This window comes from Dactylosporangium sp. CS-033363, assembly GCF_050942475.1.
GTDB lineage: Bacteria > Actinomycetota > Actinomycetes > Mycobacteriales > Micromonosporaceae > Dactylosporangium.
The window spans coordinates 6,127,874-6,148,979 of the sequence record NZ_CP192032.1; the positions used below are offsets into that span (position 1 = coordinate 6,127,874).

Genomic DNA, 21,106 nt, shown 5'->3' on the forward strand with positions numbered 1-21,106 from the left:
CTACTTGATGTGGTTGAGGACGGAGACCCCGACGTCGTTCGCGCTCTTGCCACCGGTCGGGATCGACCCGACCTTGGTGGGCACGGCGGTCGGACCGAGCAACTGTACGTTCATCCGCATCTTCGTGTACGACACCGGGTTTCCGTACGCATCCTTCCCGCTGACGCGAACCAGCTCCCACTTCACCGCGACGATCGGCACGATGATGGCCCGCTGGCCCGGCTCGACGCTGTACTCGTTCGAGAGGGTGCGCTCGTTGCCTTTCGACCAGGTGTAGGTGAACGACTCCTCGGCGCTCGCGCTCATGCCGAACGAGCCTGTCACGCCCGCGGTCGCACCGATCTCCGCGGTGAGCTCGCGAGTGCTTCCCAGCGATTCGGACCACTCCGCCGTCTGGGACACCGCGGTCGACGACGAGAAGGTCTCCGAGGTGACATCGTTGCCGAACGGTGCGGACAGGGGTACGTCCTCGAGCACGAACTGCTGCTCGTCGCCGCTGGCCAGAACCGTCTCCGTGAGATACGGGTTCTCCGCGAGGAACGGTGCGACGAAGTGATCCCGGTCGGCGATGCGGGCCTTGGCGGCGCGGCGGCGGGCGCACGCGACGTCACAGTGCGCCTTGGGATTGTTGTCGATCGCGTCCTCGGCCGCCTTCCTCGCCGCGCCCAGGACCCGTCCCTCCGTCTGCACGGCCGACCAGTTCGCCAGGCAGTCGCCCGTGCAGTCCGGCCGCAGCCCGGACGGGTCGGACCGGGTGACCGGCGAGTTGCCGGCGTACGCGTACCCGCCGATCTGGTTGACGTCGTCCTCGAAGACGGGGTCGCGCTGCAGGAACCGGCCGGTGAGCGGGTCGTAGTTGCGGGCGCCGAGCAGGTTGAGGCCGCTGGCCGGGTCGGCGGGCTGGTTGAGGAACGCCCGGTCGTCGGCCCAGGAGCCGGGCACGGTGCCGCGGGTGCCGCCGAACGGGGAGAAGTACCGCCGGCTCACGGTCTGCGCGGGGCCGGCATCGATCGACAGGCCCTGGGTGCCCTGGGCGTTGCCGAACTCGTAGGTCAGCGCGCCGGCCGACGAACGCACCATGGTCACGCCGTCGGACAGGTGGTAGGACCGCAGGCCGCTGAGGGTGTTGGTGCCGATGTCGAGGGTGAGCTGCTCATCGCCGAGGTACAGGGTCACCTTGGTCGACGAGCCGACCTTGTCCCGCTGCAGCAGGAGTGCACCGTCGGCATCGTAGCGGTAGGTGGCCTTGTTCCCCGAGACCGCATCGGTGACCGACTCGGTCTTGTCCTGCGGCGTGTACGTCACGGTCTGGTTGGGGCCCCCGCCGATCGTCCGGCCCGTGGTGTTGCCGGCCGCGTCGTAGCTGTAGCTGTCCGTGGTGTCGGTGGGTCCGTCGTTGAGGACCGACTGGAGCTTGTCGGCGGTGTAGGTGCCGGTGCGTACCACGTCGTGGGCGGCGTTGCCGTCCTGAGCGTGATCGGTCATCGTGGCGCGGTTGCTCGCCGCGTTGTAGGTGTAGGACTGCCAGTACCTGGCCGGGCCGCCGAGGTTCGCCGCACTGCCCGCCGTGTGGTCGCAGCCGCCGATGTTCGGCACCGAGGGCGCGGCCGCCGTGTGGGTGCCGCCGGAGTCGCTCCACGCCTCGGTCAGCCGGCCCAGCTGGTCGTAGGAGAAGCACTGCAGGTCGGTGGCGGCCCCGCCACCCTGCACGTCCCGGATCGCGGTGACGCGGCCGGCCGGGTCGATCAGGCTGACGATGTCGTCGGCGTGGGTGCTCGCGGACTCCCGGTCGATGAACTGCTCGATGATCCGATCGCCGGCCGTGTCGTAGTGCGTGGTCTTCACCACCTGGTTCGGCATGTCGCCGAGCGTCGTCGTGGTGTGGTTGCCGTACGGGTCGACGACGACCGAGGTGAGCATGGAGGAGTTGCCGGCGACCACGGTCGGGACGCCGTTCTGGTTGTACTGCGTGGTGACGGTCTCGGCCGGCAGTCCGCCGTCGCTGTTGTACGTGGTCGCCGACGGCAGCCCGGTGATCGTCTTGTAGGAGGTGCTGCTGGTGTACGTGCCCGCGAGCTTGGCCTCGTCGGCCGGCCCGGCCGGGATCGTCACCGCGGTGCCCGTGATGGACCCCCGGTTGTTGTACCCGGTGACCGCCTTGACGTACGCGGAGCCGTTCGCACCGCCCACGTACGCCGTGGAGGTGGCGAGCTTGCCCTTGCCGCCGGGGGCCGTGTCGTACTCCCATTTGGCCAGCAGTGTGCCGCCGTCGCTCTGGGTCGACTTGCGCCCGAGGCCGTCGTACGTCCACGTGATCGTCTTCGGCCGGGCGTCCGCCCCGCTGAGCAGATCGCCGGCCGGGCTGTAGTGGGTCGTGACGGTGCCGCTGTCCGGATCGGTGGCCGTGGCCGGGTTGCCGTGCAGGTCGTAGGTGTAGGTCCAGACCCGTCCGCCCGGGGCGGTCACCTTCGACCGTTTGCCGTCGGGGAAGTAGCCGTAGGTGAGGATCGACGCGTGGGCGGCGTTGCCGTCCGGAGTCGCCGTCGTGTAGCTCCACAGCGCGGTGGTGCGCCCGCGGGCGTCGGTGAACGTGCTGGTCGCCGTGCCGCCGGTGGGCGGGGTGACGTCCGTGCGGTCGCCGCCCGGGTAGGCCGTGGTGGTGGTCCACTGGGGCTGGCCGAGGGCGTACAGGGTGACGGCGGTGGTCCGGCCCTGCCCGTCGTAGGTGTTCACGTTCTCGCCCGGAACCGAGGCGTCGGCGGCCGGGTAGAGCGTCGCGCTCGGGAACGCCGTGACGTAGAACGGGCGGGTCTTCTTGGTGGCCCACCCGTGCGTGTCGTAGAAGGTGTCGGTGACCAGCGAGCCGTTGCTGCCGTCGAGGGAGACGCTCTGGGTCTGCCGTTCCCGGCCGAGGGCGTCGTAGATGGTGTAGGCCCAGGCGTAGGTGGCGTCGTCGCGCAGCGTCCTCGTCGAGGAGAACGACGGCGACACGGTGCCGTTGACGCTGTAGGCGCACACGATGCTGGCCGACTGGGTGGTGGCCCGGCCGGGCAACCAGACGCCGGTGACCCGGCCCAGGCCGTCGTACGCCTCGGAGGTGGCGTTGTCGTTGGGGTCGACGGTCTTCGTCGGCACCTGCCGCGCCTGGTCCATCGTCGTGACGGTCTTGAGGTGGAAGGTCGTGTCGGTGCTCGTGATGCCCGTCGGCAGCTGCCCGGACTCCGGCGTGTAGACCGTGGTGCTGACGAGGCCACGCGCGTTGGTGCCCGACGTCGGGCGGCCGTACGGGTCGAACGTCGCGTCCGAGACGGTTGCGGCGTAGGCCGGCGTGGAGCCGGTGTACGAGTCGACGTCCTCGACGCGGGTGACGTTGCCGACGTCGGTGATGACACCCGGTGCGGCGTTGCCGTCATAGTAGGTCTGCGTGTCGGCGATCGTGGTCGCCGCGCCCGGCGCGGTGGCGCAGGCCCCGGCGACGGTGAGGTTCCGCTTCGCGTAGCCGACCATGCCGGCGTTGCTGCCGGCCGGCGGTGTCGCGTAGGTGGTGGTGGAGCACGTCTCCTGCGAGTCGGCGGTGCCGAGCAGGGACACGTCGCCCTGGTCGTCGCTCTGCTGCAGCAGGCCCGTCGTGGCGGAGAACGTGTCGGTCCGCTTCACCGTGCGCCAGGCGCCGGTGCTCAACAGCGTCAGCCGCTTGCTGGTGCCGACGTTGACGAACTGGGCCAGCTTGGCCGGCAGGCCCACCTGGGCGGTCTCGGCGTGCGACGCGGTCTGGGCCGACCACGGCAGGCTGATCTCCTTCGCCGTCACCGTGCCGCCGGCCTGGGTGTAGGTGTCCATCTCCAGAGCCGTGTCCGCGTACTGGTTCGCGTCCACGACCGCGTCGCCGGTGCTCGTCGTGACGGTGACCGACTTCTGGGAGCCGCCCGTCTGGCTGGTGTAGTCGCCGTGCATGCCGCGCAGGTACGTCGTGGCCGTCTGCGTCACCGGGTCGGGCGCGGCGCCCGTCGTCTTGATGACCTGCCCGAAGCCCCGGAACTGGTTCCAGGTGCGCTCGGCGTTCTTCGTGGTGACCGCGTCGTCGCGGTGCCAGGCGGCGTCGCCGACGTAGCTGAAGTGCGACTCCATGTCCTTGGCGCCGGCGATGACCGGGTCGTGCTGCACGACCTTGGCCACCACCCACTTCTGGAACCAGTCGGCGACCGGCGCCGGCTGGCCCTGCCCCTGCCAGTACTGCTGGTAGCACAGCATCGTGTTGTTCGTCGGCGACGGCAGGTGCGATGCCCCCGGCGTCTGGTCGCACGCCTGGATCGTGGCGGTGCTGTTGGCGTACGTGACGGTGATCTGCTCGCCGGTCTCCGTGGTGATCTTGTCGAGGCGCTGGTGGTTGTAGGCCGGCCAGGTCCCCGAGCCGGGCACCCGGTTCGCCATCGTCTGCGTTCCCGTGAAGATCACCGGTGGCAGCGAGACCGCGGTGGTGGCGTTGTTGCCCGTGTGGGTGATCGAGTCGAGCCACAGCGACGGGCTGGAGCCGTCGTTGGGGTCGGGGAACGAGTGGGCCAGCGCGTAGGTGTCGACCGGCTTGTACGTCCCGCCCTTGTTCACCAGGGTCTGGATCTGACTCAGCTGTACCGTCGAGAAGTACGAGATGCCGCTGTTGAGGCAGGTGCCGGTGTCCGCGCAGATCTGGTCGAACGGCGTGTCCGGCCAGTCGGGTGCCGTGGCCTTCGTCAGGTTGCCGTAGGAGGAGCACTCGCTCGCCGAGCCCTTGCACCGCTGGGCGGTGGTGAACACGATCTGCGCCGCCGGAACCGGCGAGGCCTGGCCCGCCACGTCGGACCTGCGCCAGCCGTAGTTGATCTGCTTGAGGTACCCGCCGCGCACGTACTGGGTGTTCGTGTGCGCGCTGCCGCGGGCGTAGTAGTTGGTCTCGGTGCCGTAGGAGTACGTCGTCGTGTTGCCGTGCGGGTCGACGACGTAGTCGAGGTTCCAGCGGTAGGCCATGTTGGACGCGAAGCTGTTCGTGCCGGTGCCGGAGCTGTAGCACGGATCGCCGGACTTCGGGCAGTACACCGGCTGCGTCCAGGCGCTGCTCGAGGCCGGGTCGACGCCCGTACCACCCTCGGCGGAGGGCAGGTGACCGGCGCCGAAGTACATGCGGGTGCCGTCCTGCAGCGTCACGACCCAGTACTCGCCGTTGTAGGCGCCGTTGCTCCCGCCGGTCCTGAGCTCGATGGCCGCGCCGTTCTCGTTCGCCAGGTGCCACGTGTGGGCCGAGTCGTCGTAGACCAGGCCGCCGGACATGCCGGCGACGTCGACCGACACCTCCTGGCCGCCCCAGCCCCAGCAGCTGTCGGTGGAGTTGGCGACGCCGTCGTCCTTGCACGGGATGTACGACCGCTCGATGTAGCCGGGGTTGTACGACCAGCCCGAGCCCACCCAGTCCGACTGGGCGTTCGTCGAGGCCGTCATGCCGTCGACCGAGGCCGAGGAGTAGGCCAGGGTGATCCCCGGCGTATTGCCGCCCAGGGCCGGCGGCGCCGCGATCGGATACGAGTAGGTGAAGCTGCCCGTCCCGCTCATCGACCAGGCGTCGGAGGGCTTCAGGCTGGTCGCCTTGTAGTTGCCGGCCGAGCCGTCCGGGGCGCTGTCGACCGCGAGTACGGCCGTGCCGCTGCTCAGGCGGGTGGCGAAGGCCGGCGTCGTCACCGTCGTGGTCAGGCGGCCCGAGCCGGGCTCGACGGTCGTCGGCACCGGGGTGCGGGTCTGGCACTCGGGCAGATCCGGGGTGCTCAGTGCGCACGCCGGCAGCTGGACCAGGCGCAGCCGCTGGGCGTAGTTGCCGCCGAAGCGGCCCGCGAACGCGTCCGGGGCGACCTGGACCCGCACCGGCGCGGCGCCCGTGGCGCCGTCGGCGCGGGAGACCGAGAGCAGCAGGCCCGAGTCCACGTGGGCCTGGGCGGCGCGGTCCTGGCGGGCGATCTCGACGCGGACCAGGCCCGGTGCGTCCGCGTTGCCGCCGACCCAGACCGGGGCGCCGTCGACGGCCGCCGTGGTGCCGCGGTGCTGGCGTTCCTGCTGGTCGAGGGTGCGGGCCGGGACGCCCGCGGTCGCGGCCAGGGACAGGGTCTGGACGCCGGGCACCGGGTCGGTCCGGTGCGGGGTCCGGTACTGGGCCATCTGCGCCGGCGCGGCGCCGCCGGCGGCTCCCGCCCGGGGATCGCGGGGCACGCCCTGCGTGGCCGGCCTGGGCGTGTTCGGCGGGATCCAGGTGCCGCCCTTGCCGGGCGGGGCGGCCACCGCGTTCGCGGCCAGGGCCAGCTGCGCGCCGAGGATCACCGCCGTCACCAGCGCGACGCGCCGCCGCCCGACCAAGATCAACTTACCTGCAGGACCGTCCACCAGCAACCCCCGTCGCCCAGGCGGCCGCCACCATCCACAGTGGATGAGAGATGACGGCACACGTCAATGCCTGAGCGAGAACGTAGACCCTGAAAGGCATTCCGCGGCGTCCCGTTGCGTGTGGTTCAAAACACACGCGGTGAGCGCAGCGCCGCCGAGCTGCGGATGTCCGTTTCGCGGATCGGAAGATGTCCACTTTGGACGGCTAAGCGACCATGAGTACTGGACGGTTGCGGTCGGCGCGAGAGATCGCCGTCGCTCTATCATTTGCGCCAATTCCGCGACCCGGAAACGGGGCTGGGTCGCCGCGGGCTCGCGTGTCGCCGGGTGGCGATGCGCGCTGGGCCGCGGCCGGTCCCTACGCCGGCCACACACCCAGGAGACCGCACGATGCAGATCAGGCAACGCCGCGGACGTCCGCGGCTCGCGGCGGCGCTGGCCGTCGCGCTGGCCTTACCCGCCGCCGCCGTCACGTTCGCCGCACCGGCCGGCGCCGCGCCGGCCGGTCCGCCGCCCGGATCCGAGGCCGCCGCGACCGCGCAGGCCAAGGCCGGCGGCAAGGCGGTGGCCGTGGAGTCGGCCCGCACCGCCTACAGCGAGACGCTCGCCAACCCGGACGGCTCCTTCACGTTCACCTCGAGCGCCCGGCCGCTGCACGGCTGGAACGGCCAGGCCTGGGCCGCGCCGGACGCCACCCTGCGCGCCGGGGCCGACGGCACCCTCTCCCCCGCCGCCGCGGCCTCCGGGCTGCGCCTGTCCGGCGGCGGCACCGGCCCGCTCGCCGTGTTCGACGACCGCGCCGGGCACCTCATGTCCGTCGCCCTGCCGATGGCGCTGCCCAAGCCCAGCCTGGACGGCGCGACCGCGGTCTACGCGAACGTGCTCGGCGGGGTCGACCTGCGCGTCACCGCGACCGTCGACGGCGGCATCACCGAGGTCCTCGTCGTGCGCGACGCGACCGCCGCCGCCGACCCGGCCCTGGCCGAGCTGCGGCTGAGCACGAAGCTCACCGGGTTGCGGATGGCCGCCGACAGCAGGACCCAGGCCGTCAACGCGGTCGACGCCGCCACCGGCCGGTCGGTCTTCGCCGCGCCGCCGCCGCTCATGTGGGACTCGGCCCGCCCGGCCACGGTGCGGGGGCAGTCGCTGCTCAACGCCGAGACCGCCGCGCCCGCCGGGGACGAGCGGCCCGCCGCCTCCACCGACCGCGGCCCCGGCCGCATGGCGCAGGTCACCGCCGTCCCGCTGCGCACCGACGGATCGGCCATCACGCTGGCGCCCCCCGCGGCCGCACTGCGCGGCGCGGACGTCACCTACCCGCTCTACATCGACCCCGCGATCGCCCCGATCACCAGCCCGCAGGCCTACGTGCAGTCGTTCCACACCACGAGCGTGGAGTACAACCCCGGCGACAACCTGCGCGTCGGGTTCTCCGACTGGCCCGACGCCAAGGGGTACAAGCCCGGCAAGACCCGCAGCTACCTGCACTTCGGCCAGATCTCGTCGCTCGCCGGCAAGCAGATCCAGGATGCCCAGATCCAGCTGATCCAGACCAGTTCGTCGTGCACCGGCAGCTTCACGCTCAAGGCCGCGACCACGAACGACTTCGGTCCGAACATCAACTGGGACAACCAGCCGGGCATCGGTGGCAGCCCGTCCGACAGCATCACCGTGAACGGCACCAACGGCGGCTACCAGATCCCGGCCACGAACATCGCGACCAACGCCCGGGACCAGGGCTGGCCGACGGTGAGCGTGGCGTTGTTCATGACGAACGAGGACGACCACTGCGGGTACCGCAAACTCGCCCTGAACCCCGCCCTCGTCGTCACCTACTGGTCCCAGCCCAACCAGCCCACCGGCCTCAGCGCGAACAACGGCGGCCAGTCCTACCCCTGCAACACCACCGCGCCCGGCACCCGCATCCCCGCCGCGGCCAACCACCAGCTCACGCTCGACTACACCGTCTCCAGCCCCGACACCGGCGGCGACAGCCTGTACGCCAACGCCTGGGTCGGCGTCGACGGCGGCAGCCCCGCCTCGATCGTCACGGTCATCCCGTACTCCGGCGGGAACTACACCGTCCACGACCCCATCACGGTGGCCGACGGCAAGCGGTACGCGTGGTACGCCCAGGCCGACAACACCCACCTGTGGAGCCCGACCACCGCGACCTGCTACTTCCAGTACGACGCCACCGCACCGGGCGCACCCGCGGTCAGCAGCACCGCCTACCCGGCCCAGGGCCCGTCGACGGTCACCGCCGGCAACTCGGGCAACCTCACCCTCGCCGCGACCGACGGCGGCACCAACCCGAGCGGCGTCGCGGCCTTCCAGTACAACGTCAACGGTACGAGCGTCACGTCCGGCGGCAGCGGCCAGCAGTCGGTCGCCGCGGCCGGCGGCACGGCCACGATCGGCGTCGCGCTGGCGGCCCTGCACTGGGGCACCAACACCGTCTGGGCCCAGACGGTCGACGCCGCGGGCAACGTCTCGCAGCCGGTGCACTACGACTTCTTCGTCCAGCAGTCGGCGTTCGGGCCGTACACCCCGGGCACCGCGGGCGACATCGACGGCGACAACAAGCCGGACCTGACCACCGTGGACATCGCCGGCAACGTGCGGCTGTACACGAACCCCGACGTCGTGCCGGTGCTGCCCACCGGCAACACCACCGTGGACCCGCTGCAGTACGGCGGGCGGGTGCTCCTGCCGTACAACCAGGACACGCTCTGGCCGAGCGGCACGTTCGCCGGGGCGATCGTCGCGCACGCCGGCTCCTTCAGCGGCAAGAACGCCGACGACCTGCTCCTCATGCAGAACGGCAGGCTCGCGGTCGCCCAGAACGCCGCCGGCAACGGCACGACCTGGACGATGACCAGCGCCATCGACAGGCCCGCCTGCTCCGGCTGCTCCGGGTACAACGCCGACGACTGGTCGGCGGTCCGCCAGATGATCGCGGTCCCGCCCACCACCCCGGGCGGCCGGCCGAGCATGATGACGCTGGAGTTCTGGCAGGACAACATGCAGCTGTGGCTGTACACGCCGACCTCCGGCGCGATCGGCTTCAACGCGCCCACCCGCATCGCCGGCAACTACTCCGACTGGGCCTGGGAACAGGCGCAGCTGCTCGGGGCCGGGCCGTTCCCCGGGCTCGCCGGCACCACCCTGCTCATCCGCGGGATCGGCACCGGCAACGTGACCGCGCTGGAGAACGCCACCGTGCCGCTGACCGGCTCGCCGGCGACCACCAACCGCCAGATCATCGGCGGCGGCTTCTACCAGTCGTCGGCGGCCATGTCGACCGCCGGGCGGGTCGACCCGCAGGGTCACTGGGCGCTGATGTCGATCGGCGTCGACGGCAACCTCGGGGTGTTCGACGCGACGAGCAACGGGACCACGACCACGTTCGCCCCCGGCCGGGTCATCGCGGCCAGCGCCTGGACCACGCACCAGGTCGCGATCGGCTCCTCGTACACGCCGCCGAACAAGGTCGGCGTCGAGACCGACGGGCAGACCACGGTCGACCCGCTCTTCCCGGGCTACAACTACTCCGGCACCGCGCTCGCCACCGCCGCGATCGGCAGCGGCGCCGAGTCGTCGTGCCCGTGGGGATCGTGTCAGCCGGGCCTGATGGCGGGCTACTCGGTGAGCGTCGGCGGCGAGAACTCCTTCACCATCGGCGGCGGGCGGTCGAACCACTACGACGTCTGGCAGGCGATCGGGCAGACCCTGCCCGCGCCGGCGGCGGCCGGCGGCGGTCCGGCCCAGCACATCTCGTTCCTGGGCGCCGCCGCGACGCCCGGCGACACCAACGCGACCGGCACGGCCACGGTGACCTTCACCAACGGCCACACCCAGCAGGTCCAGATCATCCTCACCGACTGGGCCCAGGGCAGTGTCCCGCAGGGCGGCAACACCGTCGTGGCCGCGATGCCGTACCGCATCAACGCCGCGACGGGCGCCAGAGACAACGTCCCGGTGTTCATCTACGCCACCGCGGACGTCCAGCTGCTCGACAACGGCCAGCCGCTCGCGAGTGGCAGCCAGATCGCCTCGATCAAGCTGCCGGACAACCCCGCGATGGCCATCTTCGCCGTCTCCGTCTACTGACCACACCGAAGGAGGGCGGCCGGCCTGCGGGCCGGCCGCCCGGACACCCACAAACGCCGGCGACTCCGGTAACATATCGATCGTGACCGCTTCCTTGGAACCGCGGGTGCACGGGATCTGCAACTCCTATGTGGACAGTTATGCGCGGTTGTACCCGACCGCCGCCACCGAGTTCGGCATCAGCGGCTACGACGACCTGCTGCCGGATCTGTCGCCCGAAGGCCATCGGGACCGCGAACAGCTCGCCCGGCAGGCGCTGCGCGCTATCGGGGCCGCGCAGCCGCGGGACGAGGCCGAGCGGGTCGCCAAGGCGGTCTTCGCCGAGCGGATCGGCCTGGAGGTCGAGATCCACGCGGCCGGGCTGCCCGCCGGGTCGCTCAACATGACGTGGAGCCCGGTGCAGGAGGTGCGGCAGGCGTTCGACCTCATGCCCGCCGACACCGAGCAGGACCGGGCGGCGATCGCGCGGCGGCTCCGTCAGGTACCGGCGTCGCTCGCCGGGTACCAGGTCTCGCTGCTGGCCGCGGCCGGCCACGGGATCGTGCCCGCCATCCGGCAGGTGGAGCGGGTCGTCGAGCAGTGCCGCACCTGGTCGGACGGGTACTTCACCGGCCTCGCCCAGCCCGACGAACACGCCGCGCGGGCCGCCGCCGGGGCCTACGCGGAGCTGGGCCGGTTCCTGGCCGAGGAGCTCGCGCCGCGGGCCGGCCGGCACGACGCCGTCGGCGCGGATGTATACCGGCTGTGGTCCCGTAAATACCTCGGGGCCGACCTGGACCTCGCCGACGCCTACGCGTGGGGCTGGGAGGAGTTCGGCCGCGTGGAGCACGAGCTGGTCCAGACCGCCGCGCGGATCGCCGGCGGCGGCGGGCCGGCCGAGGCGGCGGCATTACTTGACGCCGACAGACGGTACAAGATCAGCGGTAAGGACGGATTCCGACGCTGGCTGCAGGAGCTGTCCGATCGGGCCCTGGCCGAGCTGCGCGGCACGCACTTCGACATCCCCGGCGAGCTGATGCGGCTCGAGTGCCGCATCGCGCCGTCCGGGGGCGGGATGGGCGCCTACTACACCAATCCGGCCGACGACTTCAGCCGGCCGGGGCAGATGTGGTGGTCGCTGCCCGCCGACCGGGAGGAGTTCTCGACGTGGCGGGAGCTCAGCACGGTGTACCACGAGGGCGTCCCCGGCCATCACCTGCAGATCGGCACCGCCGTCGCCACCGCGGGGCTGAACCGGTTCCAGCGGCTGCTGTGCTTCATCGACGGCCACGGCGAGGGCTGGGCGCTCTACGCGGAGCGGCTGATGCGCGAGTTCGGGTACCTCGACGACGGGCAACTGCTCGGCATGCTCAACAAGAGCCTGTTCCGCGCGGCCCGGGTCATCGTCGACATCGGCATGCACCTGGAGCTTGCCATCCCGGCCGGCAGCGGGTTTCACGAGGGCGAGCGGTGGACGCCCGAGCTCGGCCTCGAGTTCATGGCCACCCGGACGCTGACCGACAAAGCCCGGGCCCGGGACGAGATCGACCGGTACCTCGGCTGGCCCGGCCAGGCCCCCTCGTACAAGCTCGGCGAGCGGCTGTGGCTGGAGCTGCGCGAGGAGGCCCGGTCCCGCCGCGGCGCCGCGTTCGACCTGCGGCAGTTCCACATGGACGCGCTGCGCCGCGGACCGGCCGGGCTGGGGACGCTGCGGGACCTGGTCCTCCCTCCACAGTAGACCGACGACGGGCTAGACCGGTGACAGCCATCCGGCGTGCGCGGGCGAGCCGGAACCGCGGACGAGGTCCTGGTACGCCCGCCGGATCCGGCTCGTCACCGGGCCGGCGGCACCGTCGCCGACCGGCATGCCGTCGATCGTGCCGATCGGGAGCACCTCGACGCCGGTGCCCATGAGGAACAACTCGTCGGCCAGGTACAGCTCGGTGCGGTCGACCTCGCGGTGCACCAGGGCGATCCCGAGCTCGGCGCACAGCTCGGCCACGGTGGACGCCGTGATGCTCTGCAGGACGTCGCTGGTGAGCGACGGCGTCACCACCTGCCCGTCGCGGACCAGGGCGACGCACGAGCTCGGCGCCTCGCTGACCTTGCGGCGGTCGTTGAGCAGGATCGGGAAGTCGTGGCCGTTCTGCCGGGCCTCGATCAGCGCCAGCCGGCCGTTGTGGTAGTTGGAGAACGCCTTGACCCGGGCCGGCGTCGACGCGTCGGCCGGGCGGGTCCACGAGCTGACCGCGGCCCGGCAGCCCCGGTCGGCGCCGAGGGCGCTCTGGAACGGCCAGGAGTCGATGACGAGCCGGCAGCGGGCCCCGTCCGGCACCATCACCTCCCGGATGACGCCCTCCGGGAAGATCCAGGGCCGGACGTAGGTGTCGGTGCGGTACTCGTTGACCCGCAACAGTTCCAGCACGCCCGCGCGCGCCTCGGCGAGGTCGAACGGGACGTCGAGGCGGCAGATCCGGGCCGAGTGCAGCAGCCGGGCCAGGTGGTCGTCGAGGCGGAACGCCTGCAGGTGCCCGCCGTCCCGGCCGACGTAGGCCTTGATGCCCTCGAAGACCGCGGTGACCCCGGCGTGCCCGGCCGCGTTCACGTGGACGGTGGCCTGGTCCCAGGCGATGATCTTGCCGTCGCTCCAGATCCAGCGGGGGTTGCCGGAGGCGTGCGCCAGCGAGGCCAGGCTCACCCCGGGAACCTTCCGTTGGCCTTGACGAAGTTGACGATCCCGCCGGCGTCGATGATGTCCCGGGTGAAGCTGGGCAGCGCGGGCAGGTCGTAGCCGCGCCCGCCGAGGGTGATCCGCCCGCCGGCCCGGTCCAGCTCCACCGCCTCGCCGTCCTGGGCCTCCAGCGCGATCCGGTCGGAGACGAACAGCGGGATGCCGAGGTTGATGGCGTTGCGGTAGAAGATGCGGGCGAAGCTCGGCGCCACGACGGCGGCGATCCCGCGCTTGCGCAGGGCCAGCGGGGCGTACTCCCGCGACGAGCCGCAGCCGAAGTTCCGGTCGGCCACGATGACGTCGCCGGGCTCGGCGTGCTCGGCGAACTCCGGGCGGGCCTCGATGAACGCGGCCTTGCCCAGGTCCTCGTTCGGGCGCAGGTAGGGCGCGTACCGGCCGGGGACGATCTGGTCGGTGTCGACGTTGGCGCCGAACTTCCACACGCGGCTCATGCGGGACTCCCGATCTCGCGGGGGTCGCTGATCCGGCCGGTCAGCGCGGTCGCGGCGGCCACCAGGGGCGACGCCAGGTAGATCTGCGACTTGGGCGAGCCCATCCGGCCGCGGAAGTTGCGGTTGCCGGTCGACAGGCAGACGTCGGCGTCGCCGAGGGTGCCCTGGTGGCGGCCCATGCACGGGCCGCAGCCGGCCGAGCCGAGCACGGCGCCGGCCTGCAGCAGGGTGGCCAGGGTGTCGTCGGCGGCCGCCCGCTCCATCTCCTGGGCCGAGGCCGGGGTCACCATCATCCGCACGCCCGGGGCGATGTGCCGGCCGCGCAGGAAGTCGGCGGCGGCCCGCAGGTCCTGGTACCGCCCGTTCGTGCACGTCCCGAGGAACACCACCGAGACTTCGGTGCCCTGCACCTCGGACAGGTCGACGACCGCGTCCACCGAGTTCGGCTTGGCCACCTGCGGTTCGAGCGCGTCCAGGTCGACGGTCACGGTCCGGCTGTACTGCGCGCCCGGGTCGACGAAGAGCCAGTCCGGCACGGTGAACTGCTCGGCGACCACACCGGTCGGCGGCACGATCCCGGCCTTCGCGCCGAGCTCGACGGCCATGCTCGCGAGGGTCTGCCGGCCGGGCAGCGGCAGCCAGTCGAGGCCGTGGTACTCGATGGTCTCGTACGTGGCGCCCTCGATGGTCAGGTCCCGGCAGAGCTTCAGGGCGAGGTCCTTGACGTCGACGCCGGGCCGGAAGCGGCCGCTCACCAGCACCCGCAGGGTCTCGGGCACCCGCAGCCAGATCTGGCCGGTGGCCCAGACCAGCGCGATGTCGGTGGAGCCGAAGCCGCTGCCGAAGGCGCCGACGGAGCCGTACCCGCACGAGTGCGAGTCCGAGCCCACCACGATCTTGCCGGGCTGGGCGATGCCCTCCTCGACGAGCACCTGGTGGGCGATCCCGCGGCCGGCGTCGAACAGCCGGATGCCCTCCTCCTGGGCGAAGGCGCGGATGGTGTTCTGGGTGTTGGCGGTGGCGACCGAGGTGGCCGGGGCGACGTGGTCGATGACCAGGACGAGCTGGTCGGGGTCGAGCACGTGCGGCACGCCGAGCTGGTCCCGCATGATCTCGATCATGCTGGGGGTCAGCGAGTCGTGGCCCATGACGACGTCCGGCCGGACGATGACCAGGTCGCCGGGGCGCACGGGACGCCCGGCGGCGCGCGAGAGGATCTGTTCGGAAAGCGTCTGGCTCATGCTGTACCTCCGTCAGAGGGTTCTGAATCGAGCTGCTCCAGCACGCGGCGGCGGACCGTGGCCAGCACCGGGGCCCGCACCCCGTCGGCCACGGCGGCGTCGACGGCGCGCTCGACGCGCCGGGCGAGGTCGGGCCGCTCCCACACGTGCTCCAACAGCAGGGCGACGCTGAGGATCGCCGCCGCCGGGTTGGCGGCGCCGGTCCCCGCGATGTCCGGCGCCGAGCCGTGCACCGGCTCGGCGATGCCGGCCCCGTCGCCGAGGTTCAGCGACGGGGCGACGCCCAGGCCGCCGCTCCAGTGCGCGGCGGCGTCGGACAGGATGTCGCCGAAGAGGTTGGTGGTGACGATGACGTCGAACGACTCGGGGGCGCCGACCATCCGCAGCGCGGCCACGTCGACGTAGCACTCCTCGACCGCGATGTGGGCGCTCGGCCCGTTCCAGGCCGCGATCTCCTCGCGGACGCAGTCGCGGAACAGCCCGTCGGTGACCGGCAGGACGTTCGCCTTGTGCACGATGGTGAGCTTCTTCGCGCCCCGGGCGTCGGCGACGCGCAGCGCCGTGCGGGCGATGCGCCGGCTCGCCGCCACCGACGTGACCCGCAGCGCGGTGGCGACGTCGCCGTCGCGGGACTCGCGCCCCACGTACAGGTCCTCCGTGTTCTCCCGGACCACCACCAGGTCCACGCCCGGCCGCGGCGACAGGCCCGCCCGGCTGGCCGCCGGGCGGATGTTCGCGTAGAGGCCGAGCTGCTGGCGCAGGGTCAGGATGGCGCTGCGGTAGCCGGGCACGGACCGGCCGGGCGAGGCGGTGGCCCCGAACAGGGCCGCGCCGCAGCGCCGCACCGCCTCCAGGGTCTCGGCCGGCACCGCCTCCCCGCGGGCCTGGAAGCAGTCCCAGCCCGCCTCGGCCGGCTCGCACTCCACGCCGGGCAGCACGGCCCGCAGCACGTCGACCGCGACCGGCACGACCTCCTGGCCGATGCCGTCACCCGGGATCACGCACAGCCGCGGTCGCACGCCTACCGCCCCAGTCCGTCCACGATGGACAGCAGGGTGGCGTCGTCGATGTCGGTGCCGTTGTGGGCGCGCAGCTTGACCTCGGCCAGCACCCGGTCGAAGGCGGCCTGGCTGGGCAGGTCGACCCGCAGCTGGGTGAGCTTGGCCCGCAGGCCGTGGTGGCCGGTGTGCTTGCCGATGACCAGGCCCCGCTCCGGGGCGCCGACCAGCTGCGGGGAGGCGATCTCGTACGTCGTGCGGTCCCGCAGCACGCCGTGCTGGTGGATGCCGGCCGAGTGGGCGAACGCGTTGTCGCCCACGATCGGCTTGGTGTGCCCGATGGCGACGCCGCTGAGCCGGCTCACCAGCTGGCTCGTGGCGTAGATCTCGTCGAGCTTGAGCCGGGTCTTGCGCCGGTAGTAGTCCTCCCGGATCGCCAGCGCCGCCACGATCTCCTCCAGGGCGGCGTTGCCGGCCCGCTCCCCGATGCCGTTGAACGTGCAGCTGACGATGTTGGCACCGTGGCGTACCGCGGCCAGGGAGTTGGCCACGCCCACCCCGAGGTCGTTGTGGCAGTGGATGCGCAGCCCGACGTCCGGGCCGATCAGCGCCCGGATGTGGGCGACGAGCTGGCCGAACTCCTCCGGCTGGGCGTAGCCGACGGTGTCGGGGATGCTCACCATCGACGCGCCCGCCGACAGCGCCGCGAGGTAGAAGCGCTCCAGGGCCGCGAGGTCGGTGCGGGTCGCGTCCTCGCCGGAGAAGATCACCTGCTGGAACCGCTTGGAGGCGTACCGCACCGAGTCCTCGACCATCTCCAGGACCTCGTCGTGCGTCTTGCCGAACTTGACCCGGATGTGCAGATCGGAGACGGGCGCGACAACCGTGGCGACCGGCTGCTCGGCGAACTTCAGCGCCTCGGCGCCCGCGTCGATGTCGGCGCGCAGGGCCCGCAGCAGCACCGCGGTCCGCCGCCCGGTGACCACTTTGGACACCGCCTGGATCGCCTCGATCTCGGCCGCCGAGGCGCTCGGGAAGCCCGCCTCGATCTCGTCGACGCCGAGCTGGTTGAGCTGCCGGGCGATCTCGACCTTGGCGTCCAGCCCGAACGCGACGCCGGCGGCCTGCTCGCCGTCGCGCAGCGTGGTGTCGCTGATCTGCACGTGGTCAGCCATGATGGTTCCCTCCGAGCGAATGCAGGGCGTCGTGGACGCTGCTGCCCGCGATGACGGCGGCGCTGACCGCCTCGGTGCGCCGGAACGCGGACTCGATGCGCTCCTGGCGCTCGTCGAAGGTCTGCTTGTGCGCCTCCAGCCAGTCCCGCTCGGCCTTGACCATGCGCAGCACCTCGGCGGGCGCGGTGCCGCCCAGGCTCGTGTGGCTGTTGACCGACACGACCGGGTCGAGCACCGGGGCGAGCTCCCGCTCGGTGACCGTCGCCCCGGCCGCGGCCAGCGCGTCGACCGTGGCCTGCACGTCCTCGAACGTGCGGCCGGAGCGGTACAGCGTGCCGACCGCCTCGCCGACGATCCGGTGGCACTCCCGGAACGGGATGTTCTGGGTCTTGACCAGGTAGTCGGCGACCTCGGTGGCCAGCGCGAAGTTCTTGTGCGCGAGCTCCCGCATCCGGTCCTCGTTGAAGCGCAGGGTCGACAGCAGGCCGTTCAGCGTCCGTACCGTCGACAGCGCCGACGCCGCCGCCTCCCAGATCGGCGGCTTGTCCTCCTGCAGGTCCCGGTTGTACCCCGTCGGGATGCCCTTCATCGTGGTGAGCAGCTCGACCAGCCGGCCGTACACCTTGCCGGTCTTGCCCCTGATGAGTTCGGCCACGCACGGGTTCTTCTTCTGCGGCATGATGGAGCTGCCCATGGCGTATCCGTCGGCCACCTCCACGAGCCGGAACTCGTGGGTCGACCAGTAGACGATCTCCTCGGCCATCTTCGAGGTGTTGGAGACCATGATCGCCAGGGCGGCGAGGAACTCCAGGCCGAAGTCGCGCGAGCTGACCGCGTCGAGCCCGTTCTCCTGGACCGCGGCGAAGCCGAGCAGCTCGGTGGTGAGCCGCCGGTCGGTCGGGAACGAGGTGCCGGCGAGGGCGCAGGCGCCGAGGGGGTTGATGTCCGTGGACCGGTACGCCTGGCTGAGCCGGGTCAGGTCGCGGCGGAACATGCTGACGTAGGCGGTCGCCCAGTAGCCGATCGTGATCGGCTGCGCGTGCTGCGTGTGGGTGTAGCCCATGGTCAGGGTGTCGGCGTGGTCGGTGGCCAGGGCCAGCAGCGTCTCCTGCAGGGCGATCAGCTCCTGCTCGACGCCCAGGACCAGGGTCCGGGTGTGCATCCGGGTGTCGGTGACGACCTGGTCGTTGCGGGACCGGGCGGTGTGCATCCGGGCGCCGCGCTTGCCGTGCCGGCTGGTGACGTACCGCTCGACGTTCATGTGGACGTCCTCGTCGGCGACGTCCATGGCGAAGGTGTGCTCGTCGATCTCCCGGGAGGCGCTGCCCAGGCCGCTCAGGATGGCGCGGGCGTCCTCGTCGTCGATGATCCCGCCGGCGTTGAGCATGATGACGTGGGCCTTGCTGCCCCAGACGTCCTCGGTCAACATCGCGGCGTCCACGGCCAGGGATTCGGTGTACTCCAGGGCCGTCGAGGCGATCTGCTCCTGGAAGCGGCCACCCCACAAGCTGCTGCTGCTGTACATGGTTCCCCTTTGGTCTGCTGGATCTGGCTGTTAGATCTCGGGTGCCTGGATGACGGCCTGGCGCCGGCTCCGCCCGCCGAGGAAGACGTTCTCGAAGGCGTAGGTCTCCACGACGGCGCTCATGCCGCTCTGGTCGAAGGTGTCCTGCTCGATGGAGCGCACGGCCGGGTCGAAGAGCGACTGCTCCGACCGGCGGCCGGCGACGATGGCGTTGCCGGCGTGCAGGTCGAGCGCGATCTCGCCGGTGACGCAGCGCTGCGACTCGGCGATGAAGGCGTCCAGCTGGTGCTTGAGCGGGTGGTGCCAGTGCCCGTGGTACACCAGCTCGGCCCAGGTGGCGTCCACGCCCGCCTTGAAGGCGAGCTCCCGCTTGGTGAGGCAGAGCCGTTCCAGGTCGCGGTGCGCGGCGAGCAGGACGCTCGCGGCCGGGGCCTCGTACACCTCCCGCGACTTGAGGCCCATGATGCCGTCCTCGAGCACGTCGATGCGCCCGATGGAGTGCCGGCCGGCGGCCTCGTTCAGCAGGTCGATCATGGCGTTCAGGCCGCGCACGCCGTCGACGCGCACCGGCCGGCCCTCGTGGAACTCCACGGTGACGCGCTGGGCCCCCGGCGGGTTCGGGCCGATCGGGCGCCACCAGATGTACTCGTCCGGGTCGACCTGCCGCTGCAGGTCCTCGATCTCGCCGCTGCCGATGGAGCGGCCCCAGCAGGTCCGGTCGTCGCTGATGCCCTCCTTGTACGTGAGGCCGAACTCCTGGGCCAGCAGCCGCTCGCGGACCCGGGACAGGTTCAGGTCCCGGATCGGGGTGACGACGCGCAGTTCGGGCGCGAGCAGCGTGAACGTGTTGTGGAAGCGGAACTGGTCGTTGCCCTTGCCGGTGGAGCCCTCGGCGACCGCGTCGCAGCCCTGCTCCCGGGCCACCTCGGCGACCTTGGCCGCGATGAGCTGGCGGGTCATCGAGCTCGACAGGGGGTACCCGCCGTAGCTGCCGTTCGCCGCGATCGCCTTGGGAATCCACGTGTCGGTGAAGTCCCGCCGGGCGTCGACGAGGAACAGCTCCAGGGGCAGGTGGGCGACCCGCTCGCGGGCCTCGGCCAGGCTCTCCTCGCCCTGGCCGACGTCGACCATCACGAGGATTACCTCCTGGGCGCCGTACTCGCGCTCCAGCAGCTTGATGCAGACGGTGGAGTCGAGGCCGCCCGAGTAGGCGAGGGCGACCTTCGTCACGGGTTTCTGGACAGTCGTCATGGTGGTCCCCTCGGCTCAGGCGACGGGCGTGCGGCGGATCTGCGCGACGATGCGGTCCGGGAGCGTGGCGATGCGGGTGAAGCCGCGGCCGGCCTCGTGGTCGAACGTGTCCTGACTGTCGTACGTGGACAGTGCGTAGTCGTAGAGGGCGTAGTCCGAGCGCCGCGACACGATGCGGCAGCTGCCCTTGTACAGCTCGACCTCGACCTCGCCGGTGACGAACCGCTGGGTGTCCTCGACGAACGCGGCGAGCGAGCGGCGCAGCGGGGAGAACCAGTACCCGGCGTAGGCCAGCCGGGCGTAGCGCTGGGCCACGCCGGCCTTGAACTCGCGGGTCTCCTGGTCGAGCGTGAGCTCCTCGAGGTCCTGGTGGGCGCGGTGCAGCACGACGGCGGCGGGCGTCTCGTAGATCTCCCGCGACTTGATGCCGACGACCTTGTCCTCGATGTGCTCGATGCGCCCGACGCCGTGCCGGCCGGCGAGCTCGTTGAGCCGCACCGCCAGCTCGACCGGGTCGGCCTTGTCGTCGTCGAGCGAGACCGGGCGGCCCTGCTCGAAGCCGATCCGGACGCGCTGCGGGGTGTCCGGGGCCTGCTGCGGCGAGCGGGTCCAGGTGAACACCTCCTCGGGCAGGGCGACGCCGAGGTCCTCGATCGGGCCGCAGCCGATGCTGCGGCCCCACACGCTCTCGTCGTAGCTGTACGTGGCGCCGGCCGAGACCGGCACCTCGATCCCGCGCTCGCGGGCCCAGGCGACCTGCTCCTCCCGGTTGTGCAGCGGCCAGTCCAGCAGCGGCTGCATCATCGTGAGGTCGGGCCGGATCGCCGCCGCCGCGAGGGCGAAGCGCAGCTGGTCGTTGCCCTTGCCGCTGCAGCCGTGCGCGACCGCGTCCGCACCCTCCTCCTCCGCGATGGCGAGCATCTCCTGGGCCAGCAGCGGCCGGCCGATCGACGACGCCATCGGATAGCGGCCCTGGTACAGCGCCCCCGCCATCAGGCACGGGAACGCGAAGCCGGTGACGAAGCGCTCGCGCAGGTCCCGGACGACCACCTTGGCGGCGCCGATGCGCTCGGCCTTGGCGGCCGACTCGGCGATGTCACCGGGCTGGCCGAGATCGCCGATGAACGCGATCACCTCGGCCCGGTACTCCTCCTGCAGCCACTTGAGCACGGTCGACGTGTCCAGGCCGCCGGAGTAGGCGAGCACGATCTTCTTCGGGCGTTCAGGCATGGGTCCCTC

Annotated in this window: 11 protein-coding genes; 2 read left to right on the forward strand and 9 right to left on the reverse strand. The window is 71.7% G+C overall.

All coding sequences use genetic code 11. The annotated features are described in order from the left end of the window. Positions 1 to 6,381, reverse strand: coding sequence for an RHS repeat-associated core domain-containing protein (locus tag ACQPZ4_RS28415; RefSeq protein WP_433041682.1), 6,381 nt, complete (start codon positions 6,379 to 6,381; stop codon positions 1 to 3). 411 nt (positions 6,382 to 6,792) lie between these two features. Between ACQPZ4_RS28415 and ACQPZ4_RS28420 the strand changes: the two genes are divergently transcribed. Next, the gene (locus ACQPZ4_RS28420; RefSeq protein WP_433041685.1) at positions 6,793 to 10,515 is read left to right on the forward strand and encodes a CBM96 family carbohydrate-binding protein; all 3,723 of its coding nucleotides are present in this window, start codon (positions 6,793 to 6,795) and stop codon (positions 10,513 to 10,515) included. A gap of 82 nt (positions 10,516 to 10,597) precedes the next feature. Beyond that, positions 10,598 to 12,232 carry a DUF885 domain-containing protein gene (locus ACQPZ4_RS28425; RefSeq protein ID WP_433041688.1) on the forward strand — a complete coding sequence of 545 codons (1,635 nt, stop codon included), beginning with the start codon at positions 10,598 to 10,600 and terminating at the stop codon, positions 12,230 to 12,232. A 12-nt stretch (positions 12,233 to 12,244) separates the two neighbouring features. Here ACQPZ4_RS28425 and ACQPZ4_RS28430 read toward each other — a convergent pair whose 3' ends face one another. Genes ACQPZ4_RS28430 through ACQPZ4_RS28465 form a run of 8 tightly spaced genes read right to left on the reverse strand, consistent with a single transcriptional unit; the run spans position 12,245 to position 21,097 of the window. Further along, a complete protein-coding gene (locus tag ACQPZ4_RS28430; RefSeq protein WP_433041691.1) occupies positions 12,245 to 13,192 on the reverse strand; it encodes an aminotransferase class IV in 948 nt (315 codons plus the stop codon). Continuing rightward, entirely contained in the window at positions 13,189 to 13,677 is a 489-nt protein-coding gene (locus ACQPZ4_RS28435; protein WP_433041694.1) for a 3-isopropylmalate dehydratase, read from the reverse strand. Before ACQPZ4_RS28435 ends, ACQPZ4_RS28430 begins: the two co-directional genes overlap by 4 nt. Continuing rightward, positions 13,674 to 14,918 carry a 3-isopropylmalate dehydratase large subunit gene (locus ACQPZ4_RS28440; protein ID WP_433041696.1) on the reverse strand — a complete coding sequence of 415 codons (1,245 nt, stop codon included), beginning with the start codon at positions 14,916 to 14,918 and terminating at the stop codon, positions 13,674 to 13,676. Before ACQPZ4_RS28440 ends, ACQPZ4_RS28435 begins: the two co-directional genes overlap by 4 nt. After that, on the reverse strand, positions 14,915 to 15,937 hold the full coding sequence (locus ACQPZ4_RS28445) for an isocitrate/isopropylmalate dehydrogenase family protein (protein ID WP_433041699.1): 1,023 nt from the start codon (positions 15,935 to 15,937) through the stop codon (positions 14,915 to 14,917). Before ACQPZ4_RS28445 ends, ACQPZ4_RS28440 begins: the two co-directional genes overlap by 4 nt. A 2-nt stretch (positions 15,938 to 15,939) precedes the next feature. Next, the gene (locus ACQPZ4_RS28450) at positions 15,940 to 17,091 is read right to left on the reverse strand and encodes a homocitrate synthase/isopropylmalate synthase family protein (protein WP_433041702.1); all 1,152 of its coding nucleotides are present in this window, start codon (positions 17,089 to 17,091) and stop codon (positions 15,940 to 15,942) included. Beyond that, entirely contained in the window at positions 17,084 to 18,616 is a 1,533-nt protein-coding gene (gene argH / locus ACQPZ4_RS28455) for an argininosuccinate lyase (RefSeq protein WP_433041705.1), read from the reverse strand. Before argH ends, ACQPZ4_RS28450 begins: the two co-directional genes overlap by 8 nt. A gap of 30 nt (positions 18,617 to 18,646) precedes the next feature. Next, positions 18,647 to 19,867 carry an argininosuccinate synthase gene (gene argG / locus ACQPZ4_RS28460; RefSeq protein ID WP_433041708.1) on the reverse strand — a complete coding sequence of 407 codons (1,221 nt, stop codon included), beginning with the start codon at positions 19,865 to 19,867 and terminating at the stop codon, positions 18,647 to 18,649. 15 nt (positions 19,868 to 19,882) lie between these two features. Beyond that, positions 19,883 to 21,097, reverse strand: coding sequence for an argininosuccinate synthase (locus ACQPZ4_RS28465; protein ID WP_433041711.1), 1,215 nt, complete (start codon positions 21,095 to 21,097; stop codon positions 19,883 to 19,885). Between the last annotated feature and the right edge of the window lie 9 nt (positions 21,098 to 21,106).

Coding starts and splice junctions, on each gene's coding strand:
- ACQPZ4_RS28465 (WP_433041711.1), bottom strand. CDS start 21,097: ATGCCTGAACGCCCGAAGAAGATCGTGCTCGCCTACTCCGGCGGCCTG.
- argH (WP_433041705.1), bottom strand. CDS start 18,616: ATGTACAGCAGCAGCAGCTTGTGGGGTGGCCGCTTCCAGGAGCAGATC.
- argG (WP_433041708.1), bottom strand. CDS start 19,867: ATGACGACTGTCCAGAAACCCGTGACGAAGGTCGCCCTCGCCTACTCG.
- ACQPZ4_RS28420 (WP_433041685.1), top strand. CDS start 6,793: ATGCAGATCAGGCAACGCCGCGGACGTCCGCGGCTCGCGGCGGCGCTG.
- ACQPZ4_RS28435 (WP_433041694.1), bottom strand. CDS start 13,677: ATGAGCCGCGTGTGGAAGTTCGGCGCCAACGTCGACACCGACCAGATC.
- ACQPZ4_RS28440 (WP_433041696.1), bottom strand. CDS start 14,918: ATGAGCCAGACGCTTTCCGAACAGATCCTCTCGCGCGCCGCCGGGCGT.
- ACQPZ4_RS28450 (WP_433041702.1), bottom strand. CDS start 17,091: ATGGCTGACCACGTGCAGATCAGCGACACCACGCTGCGCGACGGCGAG.